Below are 385 nucleotides of genomic sequence, written 5' to 3'. Positions count from 1 at the left end.
CCGCGGTAAGAATCCTGCACGACACTCCCAGCTGGGACATCATCACCGTCACCGACGGCACCGGAACAGGGACCAGCCTCGACACTGACACGGGCACCGGAGCAGGGGCCGACACAGGCTTGCCCGGCACTACCTGCCAGGCCAGCGGCCAGTCCACCGGCGAGACCAGCACCGGTGCGACCGACACGACGATCTGCGGCAGCTGCGGCACCGTGAACAGCGGCAACACCACCGTCGGTGACATTCTCACGGTCGATAGTTACCGGGTGCCCGCCCACCTGAAACGGAATTTGGCGGCGCGAGACACATCTTGCCGGTTCCCGGGGTGTACTCTGCCGATTTACCGGTGCGACATCGACCACACGGTCGCCGCAGAAGACGGCGG

At 66.0% G+C, this 385-nt stretch carries 1 pseudogene; it reads left to right on the top strand.

The annotated features are described in order from the left end of the window. A pseudogene (locus tag ACXR2W_RS14165) lies at positions 1-385 on the top strand (hypothetical protein); the annotation flags it as partial.

This window comes from Leucobacter faecis, from assembly GCF_054456695.2.
This window is presented reverse-complemented; position numbering and strand designations above follow the sequence as displayed.